The 7,851-nt window shown below is 42.4% G+C and carries 14 protein-coding genes; 10 read left to right on the forward strand and 4 right to left on the reverse strand.

The features are described from left to right. Positions 1 to 232 precede the first annotated feature (232 nt). Both ACYTXL_RS16660 and ACYTXL_RS16665 read left to right on the forward strand, forming a co-directional pair. On the forward strand, positions 233 to 505 hold the full coding sequence (locus tag ACYTXL_RS16660) for a hypothetical protein (protein WP_461925701.1): 273 nt from the start codon (positions 233 to 235) through the stop codon (positions 503 to 505). 87 nt (positions 506 to 592) lie between these two features. Continuing rightward, entirely contained in the window at positions 593 to 967 is a 375-nt protein-coding gene (locus tag ACYTXL_RS16665) for a hypothetical protein (RefSeq protein ID WP_461925702.1), read from the forward strand. A 224-nt stretch (positions 968 to 1,191) separates the two neighbouring features. Here ACYTXL_RS16665 and ACYTXL_RS16670 read toward each other — a convergent pair whose 3' ends face one another. After that, positions 1,192 to 1,338 carry a hypothetical protein gene (locus ACYTXL_RS16670; RefSeq protein ID WP_461925703.1) on the reverse strand — a complete coding sequence of 49 codons (147 nt, stop codon included), beginning with the start codon at positions 1,336 to 1,338 and terminating at the stop codon, positions 1,192 to 1,194. 45 nt (positions 1,339 to 1,383) lie between these two features. Between ACYTXL_RS16670 and ACYTXL_RS16675 the strand changes: the two genes are divergently transcribed. The 4 genes from ACYTXL_RS16675 (at position 1,384) to ACYTXL_RS16690 (ending at position 3,869) form a co-directional block, all read left to right on the forward strand. Then, positions 1,384 to 1,878, forward strand: coding sequence for a hypothetical protein (locus ACYTXL_RS16675; protein WP_461925704.1), 495 nt, complete (start codon positions 1,384 to 1,386; stop codon positions 1,876 to 1,878). Positions 1,879 to 2,001: 123 nt separating this feature from the next. Next, a complete protein-coding gene (locus ACYTXL_RS16680) occupies positions 2,002 to 2,709 on the forward strand; it encodes a hypothetical protein (protein WP_461925705.1) in 708 nt (235 codons plus the stop codon). A 141-nt stretch (positions 2,710 to 2,850) separates the two neighbouring features. Next, positions 2,851 to 3,024, forward strand: a complete 174-nt coding sequence (locus tag ACYTXL_RS16685) for a hypothetical protein (RefSeq protein ID WP_461925706.1) — start codon at positions 2,851 to 2,853, stop codon at positions 3,022 to 3,024. 101 nt (positions 3,025 to 3,125) lie between these two features. Further along, complete coding sequence (locus tag ACYTXL_RS16690; protein ID WP_461925707.1) at positions 3,126 to 3,869, forward strand: ERF family protein; 744 nt, start codon at positions 3,126 to 3,128, stop codon at positions 3,867 to 3,869. A 457-nt stretch (positions 3,870 to 4,326) separates the two neighbouring features. Here ACYTXL_RS16690 and ACYTXL_RS16695 read toward each other — a convergent pair whose 3' ends face one another. From ACYTXL_RS16695 to ACYTXL_RS16705, 3 genes are all read right to left on the reverse strand, one after another. After that, positions 4,327 to 4,536, reverse strand: coding sequence for a hypothetical protein (locus ACYTXL_RS16695; RefSeq protein ID WP_461925708.1), 210 nt, complete (start codon positions 4,534 to 4,536; stop codon positions 4,327 to 4,329). A gap of 71 nt (positions 4,537 to 4,607) precedes the next feature. Then, positions 4,608 to 4,979, reverse strand: coding sequence for an XRE family transcriptional regulator (locus ACYTXL_RS16700; protein ID WP_461925709.1), 372 nt, complete (start codon positions 4,977 to 4,979; stop codon positions 4,608 to 4,610). 132 nt (positions 4,980 to 5,111) lie between these two features. Continuing rightward, positions 5,112 to 5,462 (reverse strand): XRE family transcriptional regulator, encoded by a 351-nt coding sequence (locus tag ACYTXL_RS16705; protein WP_375494607.1) that lies wholly within the window; start codon positions 5,460 to 5,462, stop codon positions 5,112 to 5,114. 238 nt (positions 5,463 to 5,700) lie between these two features. On the opposite strand from ACYTXL_RS16705, the gene ACYTXL_RS16710 reads away from it, so the two are divergent. The 4 genes from ACYTXL_RS16710 to ACYTXL_RS16725 all read left to right on the forward strand — a co-directional run. Beyond that, positions 5,701 to 5,982 (forward strand): MarR family transcriptional regulator, encoded by a 282-nt coding sequence (locus ACYTXL_RS16710; protein WP_461922618.1) that lies wholly within the window; start codon positions 5,701 to 5,703, stop codon positions 5,980 to 5,982. Beyond that, entirely contained in the window at positions 5,982 to 6,812 is an 831-nt protein-coding gene (locus tag ACYTXL_RS16715) for a helix-turn-helix domain-containing protein (RefSeq protein ID WP_461922619.1), read from the forward strand. The genes ACYTXL_RS16710 and ACYTXL_RS16715 overlap by 1 nt, the downstream gene beginning before the upstream one ends. After that, a complete protein-coding gene (locus tag ACYTXL_RS16720) occupies positions 6,809 to 7,312 on the forward strand; it encodes a hypothetical protein (protein ID WP_461922620.1) in 504 nt (167 codons plus the stop codon). Before ACYTXL_RS16715 ends, ACYTXL_RS16720 begins: the two co-directional genes overlap by 4 nt. Positions 7,313 to 7,498: 186 nt before the next feature. Next, a partial coding sequence (locus ACYTXL_RS16725; RefSeq protein WP_461925710.1) for a DNA cytosine methyltransferase occupies positions 7,499 to 7,851 on the forward strand: 353 nt, incomplete at its 3' end.

Raw genomic sequence — 7,851 nt, forward strand, 5'->3', positions numbered from 1 at the left:
AAAAGAAAAATTTACATAGATGGAACAGAAGAATATTGTTATCCGCAAGGTCAATACTCAATGTGTCCGATCTTAAAAGCAAATTCTATTGCTGACTAAATCCGTGCGTAGGCGCAGCCCGCCGTAGGCATCGCCTAAAATGCGATCGCTCTCCCTTCTCTTCTCTACGAGAGGCTGCGCCAACGAGACGCTGTTCGCGTTCATCCTCTAAGAATTTAAAGGTATCCGACCAATGATATTAGAATGGCCAACCCCAACCGTAACAGAAGATTTCAAGAAAAATGATTGTCAATGGCGAGAAATTACAGAAGAAGCATACACATGGTTTTTAGAATGTGTGCCACCTATTGGATTTAATGGCTCATATTTTGTTAATTCAGAGCCACATACTTACAACCAAGCTGGAGAGGTTGTTTACTTGGCATTTAAAGAAGTTGATGGCAAATTCTATGCCAGATTAGCAACCCTCAAACAATATAAACAGCTACGAGATTCTAAATCCTAATTGATTAAGCGATCTCCCACAGGGCGTAGTTTACCGCCGTAGGCATCGCTCCTCTTCATCCTCTAAGAAAAACTAAGGTATCCGACCATGACAGAAGCAGAAAGAAAACTAAATATTTACTTCCAAAAAAGGGAAGGTGTACAAGCTGGAGACGCGATCAGGCTAACTCAACCTTGGAATACTTTAGAAGTAGGAAAAATTGGCATTATTGCAGGAGTGCGGCATAGAGCAATTAGCAGTGGAAGCATAATTTTTAAATATTCTGCCTTCAGAGACGACAGAATTGTAAGTTGTTCTGGCGGCCCCGGCACAATTACAACTGACACCAAGTTATTAATTCCAACTGGCGAGAAGATTCTAGTTTGGTTTTGGAGATGGAAGGATGGATACCCAAGAGCAAGTAATGGTGAGGATTACGGGGTAATGGTTAACGTCTGGGAGTGGGACGGTAAATCAGAATAGGACTAAATATTACGGCTGATGATTAAGCGATCGCACCTCACAGCGATCGCTCTATTCAAACACTAAGAAAATTACAAGGTATCCGACCATGAAAAATGCAATTCAATTCAAATACAGAATTAATCAGAAAGTTAGAGCGCCATTTTGTAGCTTTACGCTAATAGTAATTAAATCCATACGCTACATAACCGAAATCGAGGTCAGAAACGAGCGCGAGAGATTTACTACTCAAGGGTCGGAGTATCAGCTTTATTACTATTCATCTGATAAATGCTGGCGTGAGTGGGGCTGGCTGACAGAAAAAGAACTTGACACTGTAAACGATTAATTAAACATAAGCGATCGCAACCCACAGCGATCGCTCCCTTCATTCCTCTAAGAATTAACCACCGCCGCCACCCCCACCCACCCCCCCAATGCTCGAAGAACTTTGCACCTGCTCAAATACTTACTCCAAATACTCACACTTAATCAATCCTTACCCTGAGAATTCAGAGAGTGAGCAAGCTTTAGTCAATTTGCAAACTTCTATCCTTGCCCCAGTTATCGACCACTTCGGCACTGAAAACTTTCAACTTACTTACGGTTTTTGTAGCAAAGATTTATTGAAATTTTTGAACCGTGAAAAGTCGCGCATCTGCGTAAAAGTGGATCAACATATAGCGCATGAGCTAAACAGCAAAGGCAACTATTACTGTAAGAATTTAGGCGCTGCTTGTGACTTTCTAATTGTGGGAGTTGACACTACAAAGGTTATTGGCTTTTTGAGAAGCCTAGACTTCGACTCCATTTATTACTACGGCAAAGATAAACCAGTCCATGTAAGTTGGTCGCAGACACCACGGCGCAAAGTTTGGGAATTTACTACACAGAATACGCCTAAACCTTACGGTAATTATTACTGGTTTTAATCTAAGCAAAAAACAACGTCTAAACCATGTTGTTTTATTTATAAATATTTGATAAAGCTAGTATTTTAGCTTGTATACATACTATAATTAGTATACAAACCCTTTGAAAAAGGTATCCGACCAATGACACGTTTTTCAGCGATCGCACACACAAAATCTGATTACAATTATTCTGATTTCCATAAATCTTTACTGCATGAGAATAATGCAGAAGATTACGCACTTCGACACTTATATAGTTTAGAAAATACGAAGGCTCTACTAATAAAATGGGGATGGTCAGCAGAGCAGGTAAAAGCTGGCATTGACTGCGCGACCATTGATGTTTATAAAAACGTTGTTTACCTCCACATCTGCAACAAAGTTACTAAACGCGGACAAACTATTAAAATTCGCGGTATCTCTCGCTTCATCTCAAAGGCTGACTATGTAGACATATTAATAAAGCGCTGCTGGGAAAAGGCTGACCCTTATAAACTACAGCCTGGGGACAACTGGGATGAGCTAATAGCCCGTGGCAACACTGGTGATTTCTACGAATTGAAGCTTTATAAGTATGAGATCACCTGCACTTGCCACGCCTACAGTGGAATTGAAAAAGCATTCGGGCAAGATGCGATCGCAACTAAATACCTAATGCTCAACACCAAGGCTCAGGGACAAATACCTGACAAACATATCTTTGCTGCTTGGAAATACATGGGGGCTGAAACCTTGAACCAGTATCAATATTGCTGGATTGAACGCAAGGAGTCCGCTATGAAGGAACAAAATTACTCAGCAGAATATGACCCTGATTTAGAACCAGAGCCAGAGTTATTAGACTGGTAAGCCCCTCATTAAACAATTCTGGCCGCCAGCCCACAGCCACAAGAGAGGGTATCGAGTCCAAGGATTGCAACGTATCCGACCAAAGATCCAATAGCAGTCCACAGGCAATTCTATATTAACACCTCACCAGGAGCAAAACACATGACACTTGAACAAGCGATCGCCCTGCTCAATGAATCCTTGGAAAAACTAAACAAGGTTTTTGAAAGTAAAGATGAACTTCTCCATTGGCATGAAGGCTTTGGCAATAGCTTAGAAACTGCCATGACATTAGTTGAAAACTGCATTGATGACTTGAAAGAAGACGGCGAGTAACTTTCCTGCGATGCCTGCGGCGGGCTGCGCCTACGCCCCTCAAAGCGATGCCTACGGCGGGCTACGCCTACGCTCTCTTTATCCTCTAAGAATTTACAACTATGACACCGACACCACAACTTAACGCAGCCCTCGCCAAAGCTAAATCTGAAATCCCGGCTATTTTGGCTAATCGAAATGTGAAAATCCCTACTAAAAGCGGCAGAGAAATTAGTTTTACCTACGCCGAGCTTGAAGAAATTCAACCCAAGATTACGCCTGCACTTTCGGCTTGTGGATTAGCGATCGCACATCAAATGATTTTCATAGAAACTAGATACTGCTTACTTTCTAGCCTGAGACACGAAAGCGGCGAACAGATAGATTCTATTTTTCCCTTATCAAATGACTTTAATGATCCAAAGGAAATAGGCACACAGATATCTTATGGACGCAGATATAATATCCTCTGTCTTTTGGATATAACCATAGTTGAGCCTGACAGTAAGGACTTCCAAGAAATTAAACGCAAAATTGCCAAGGAAATTAAGCAAGAGGCTGGTTTAACTCAAAAACCTAGCAATGGTAGCGAAAATCGCGGTCTTGGGGTCTCCCCAAGTAGAGCGAATTTTCAAGACAAAGAAGGCTCGATATTACATGATATGAGTGGAGTATCGGGTGTACAGACCATAACTGAACCTCAAGCTAAGAGATTGTGGGCGATCGCAAGGAATGAATTACAACTATCTGAGTCAGATGTCAGGTCAGTTCTGGCAGGTTTTCATCTAGAAAAAACTGCCGATATTCCTACTCAAAAGTATGACGCAGTAATTCAGGCGATGCGAGATTATGGGGCAAAATTCTGATTATTAAACAGGGTTTTTCTTGGTTTCCAGCCAAAAATGGAGTGAGGCTTGCAGTCAGGCTAGCCCCTGTAACCGCCGCGTTTCCGCAGCAGTTTCTTGGGCTTGGGCTTTGTCTGACTGCAAGGGCTGGCTCAGGGAACGCTCCATTTTTGGCTGGTTCTTCTCTACGAGAGGCTTCTCTTACGCATAGTTTCCTCTAAGAATAAATCAGACAAATTTTTTACCCTTCGGGTTCGCCAGTTGTTCCACTTGGGGAAACCCCAAGACCACACTGGACTCACTTAGATTCCCTTTCTGCTTTCCGAAATTCCACTAAGGCTTTAAGTAACACCTCCGGTTCAAATCCAGAAGCAGTTTGAATATTTACAGCTATGTCACTGTTAAGTGATACAAACGAGCCTGTAACTACAGTTAATCCTGACTCTGAAAGTTGCTGAACAACTTGCGGTAGTGCATATTATAATTTTCTAATATTTGCCGCGATCGCCCTTAGCGTCATCGCCATCTGATGTTTATTGGCAATATGCTGCCCCGAACTGTTCATTAAGCAACTGACACATACCACCGACAAACCAATACTCAGTAAAAGCTTGCGAATCAATACCAACTTCTCATCCTTCGTAAGATGCTGGGAAACTTCTAAAGCCTTATCTATATTACTTTCCACTTTAATTTCAATTTATCAAAATTACAAAATCAAATCATACAGCTAATATCAAGTAGATAGAATCCGTAGTATTACTTAGTTACAAGACTGAAATCAACTGAAGTAGAGCCAACATCATCGATATTTTGTAGCCAGCCAGCAATCTCCGTTAATATTTCAGCTTTTTCTTGGGGCGATGCTTCTCGGATGAGCGATCGCAGCGAGGAGGCAGGTTTAGCGCCGAATAATTCTGATAAATACCAGTTTCTCGCTTCCTGGGGGGCAGCTTCTAAGAGTGCAACCAACTTGGCGCTACCTAAATCGCATTTACCATTACGAAAGCGTGAAATCGTGACTTCTGTAATTCCCGCCGCATCACCAATCGAGCGTGCATTCAAATCAAACCGTACTAACATTTCATCAAACAGCTTTTGATGTCGTTGGGACTTGGCAAAATCTGACATTCTTACTTATAGTGTTTGATAAGTCTTTACACATTTGATATTATACTGCTAAAAGTAGGCATCTACCCCATGAATGATTTAATACACCCTTGGCATTAATTTGGTCAGCCCGTTGTGTTATTGAAACTTATCTTATACTGCTTCAGCCAATTCGACTGTATCCGTATTGTTACGAACGTTTTTGGCAAATATTTCGGCAATTAGGTGTAGAGCCTCGGCTTGCTCTTGTGGAGGTGCTTTAACTATAAGCGATCGCAAATCAACTTTATTTGTATCGACTTCTGCTAGTTGACATAACAGGTAATTTTTAGCATCGGTTGGCAATCCCGCTAGTATCTTTTCTAGGCTATCGGAATAAATTCGCTGACTCCCTCGTCGAAACCCACTAATCATTTGCTGAGAAACACCAGTCTTCTCAGACAGCCACTTCGCGCTAATACCGAACTTGTCGAGGGTTGTATCCAAAGCCTGTGAAAAATTCATAGGTTTAATTATGTCTTGACTGAATCTTATAGTATGATATTCAGTTATGACTGAATTGTGAAGAGAGAACTTCACTACTAATTTAACTATTAGTTTAATCCTATTAAATCAGTGATGGAGGTAAAAGTTTGGTAAAATGCGAACTTTTTTCTAAATTCTCGAATGCAAGAAATTCGCCCCAGTTTTCCTGAACCGAAGCGAACACAAAATTTCATCAATTTAATCTTATTGGTGCATTATGACCCAAAACAGTTCCAAAATTCAAGGGAAGTTCTACCCACTGCAACATGAAGAATGGCTATACGCTTGCCGGGAACTGACGCAAGCGCAACGAGATGTACTGTACTACATCCGTACCAATGACCCATATAACCAAGGAATAGAGATTAATTGCGGCGAAATAGCTCGTCTGCTGTCGAAACCAGAGCGCATAGTTCACAGGCAAACCATAAGTCGCGCCCTAAAAGAGCTTGTAGATAAAGGCTACTTACTAGAGTCACAAGATGGAGGTAATGAGTAATGTCTAAATCTACTCATTATCCTTTAACGCACGATGAATTCCTCCGGCTCAATGCTGAACTCAAAGATGCTGAACTAAGAGTGTATCTCTATCTCATGACCCTTAATCCCTTCCCTAATTCCGTTATGGAGATAGACACAGCTCAACTTTCCGAGCGGCTGGGAATAACAAGGCGTACAGTTCAACGGGCAGTTAAGCAGCTGCAAGAGTTGCAACTAATTGAAATTGAAATTACTAAGTTCAAGTACAAAAAGGCAGTACACGGGGCTTCATCAAGATTAGGCTCTGACGACACACAGATTGTTTCTAGCGACATTAGGATCGCCAATGGCGACACACAGATCGTTTCTAGCGACATTAGGATCGCCAACGGCGACACACAGATCGTTTCTAGCGACATTAGGATCGCCAACGGCGACACACAGATCGCCACCACCCCTCTCAAACCCTTACCAAACAATGATTCCAGCAGCCCTCATATCAATAAGATTAATAAGACTTATTTAAACTCTCTCTCAGATAGCGAGAGAGAGAGTTTTTTAGATTTTGGTAAGAAGAAGGCAGCCCAGTTACCCAATCCTCCCCAACTTCCGCAGCGTTGGATCGAGAAGAACTTTGATGAACTGCGTAGTCAGTGGTATAAGTCCAAAGGACAAAGTTCCCCGGCACAATCCGCAAAATGGGAAACCGACCCGCGAACCCGTGATTGGCTAGCCATCATCGAGGAAACGGGCAACCCCCTGCAATTCGCGTCTGACAAGGAAAAAATAGAGTTTGTAAAGTGGTGCAAGGAAACCAAGCAGTTTAGTTGGCTCAAGGAGGAATCATGACAGACCTCCCAACCTTTGAGCGATCGCCAATTCTCCCCAATGAAGTTGAGGATAAAGAAATTTGGCAACCTAGATGGCATTGTTTTTGCTGCCAAGATACAGGTCAAATCCAGGCTCATCTGGTCAGTCTGATAATTCCCGACTACGACCACAACCGCGATCGCATCCCGGTTTGTCAAGGGTGTAATAAGTTTGACAACTATCATCTCAAAGAATACGGAGTGTTAGATTTACGATTTGACCTCTACATCTGCAAAAAATTGGATGCGATCGCTCGTGATGGTTGGAAAAAAACCACGGAGCAGCAATTTGAGAAGTATAAAAAGCAACTTGATATTGCAACTGGTCAAATTGCTCAAGCTCACAGTCTTGCAGTTGCAAACCGCACTTCAAATGATGAACGAGAAGTGCAACAGCGTAAGGCTGAAATTGAGGCCATTAGCCCCCAAGAGTGGAAGGCGATGAATGAATCTTACTTAGTAGGTAAAAAAGATGAGTAAAATCTCCTCTAAGAAATGGGCTGTGGGCGATCGCATTATTACCCCAGCCAATCAACGCGGGGTAGTAGCGAGTGTAAACAAGAAAATCGGTATTACTTGGGAAAATGGGCATTTGGGCGAATATACCCCAAAGCAAATACAGGCTTACGGTTATCAAGAATTCTTAGAGGAAAAGGAGGCGACAGAATGCAACTTAAACACGCCAGTTTCTTCGCAGGAATCGGAGGTTTTGACCTCGGAATTAAGGCAGCAGGAGCGTCTGACCTTATCAAAACTGAATTCTTCATTGAAAATAACCGCGACGCTCAAGCAGTACTCAGTTACAGATTTCCCAATATCTCCATCCACAGCGACATCAAAGATTATTGCCCAAAGTCTGGAGAATTCAACCTCTATACAATCGGCTTCCCTTGCACCGGCACTAGCATTGCAGGAAACGGAACCGGACTTGAACACCCAGAATCAAAACTCTGGTTTGAAGCCTTGCGGTGCATTGCCGACGGTCGCCCCAGTTTCATCATCATTGAAAATCCTACAGG

It is taken from the genome of Nostoc sp. (genome assembly GCF_054880495.1).

Coding starts and splice junctions, on each gene's coding strand:
- ACYTXL_RS16715 (WP_461922619.1), top strand. CDS start 5,982: ATGTCTAAATCTACTCATTATCCTTTAACGCACGATGAATTCCTCCGG.
- ACYTXL_RS16680 (WP_461925705.1), top strand. CDS start 2,002: ATGACACGTTTTTCAGCGATCGCACACACAAAATCTGATTACAATTAT.
- ACYTXL_RS16720 (WP_461922620.1), top strand. CDS start 6,809: ATGACAGACCTCCCAACCTTTGAGCGATCGCCAATTCTCCCCAATGAA.
- ACYTXL_RS16705 (WP_375494607.1), bottom strand. CDS start 5,462: ATGAATTTTTCACAGGCTTTGGATACAACCCTCGACAAGTTCGGTATT.
- ACYTXL_RS16690 (WP_461925707.1), top strand. CDS start 3,126: ATGACACCGACACCACAACTTAACGCAGCCCTCGCCAAAGCTAAATCT.
- ACYTXL_RS16660 (WP_461925701.1), top strand. CDS start 233: ATGATATTAGAATGGCCAACCCCAACCGTAACAGAAGATTTCAAGAAA.
- ACYTXL_RS16700 (WP_461925709.1), bottom strand. CDS start 4,979: ATGTCAGATTTTGCCAAGTCCCAACGACATCAAAAGCTGTTTGATGAA.
- ACYTXL_RS16675 (WP_461925704.1), top strand. CDS start 1,384: ATGCTCGAAGAACTTTGCACCTGCTCAAATACTTACTCCAAATACTCA.
- ACYTXL_RS16665 (WP_461925702.1), top strand. CDS start 593: ATGACAGAAGCAGAAAGAAAACTAAATATTTACTTCCAAAAAAGGGAA.
- ACYTXL_RS16670 (WP_461925703.1), bottom strand. CDS start 1,338: ATGAAGGGAGCGATCGCTGTGGGTTGCGATCGCTTATGTTTAATTAAT.
- ACYTXL_RS16710 (WP_461922618.1), top strand. CDS start 5,701: ATGACCCAAAACAGTTCCAAAATTCAAGGGAAGTTCTACCCACTGCAA.
- ACYTXL_RS16685 (WP_461925706.1), top strand. CDS start 2,851: ATGACACTTGAACAAGCGATCGCCCTGCTCAATGAATCCTTGGAAAAA.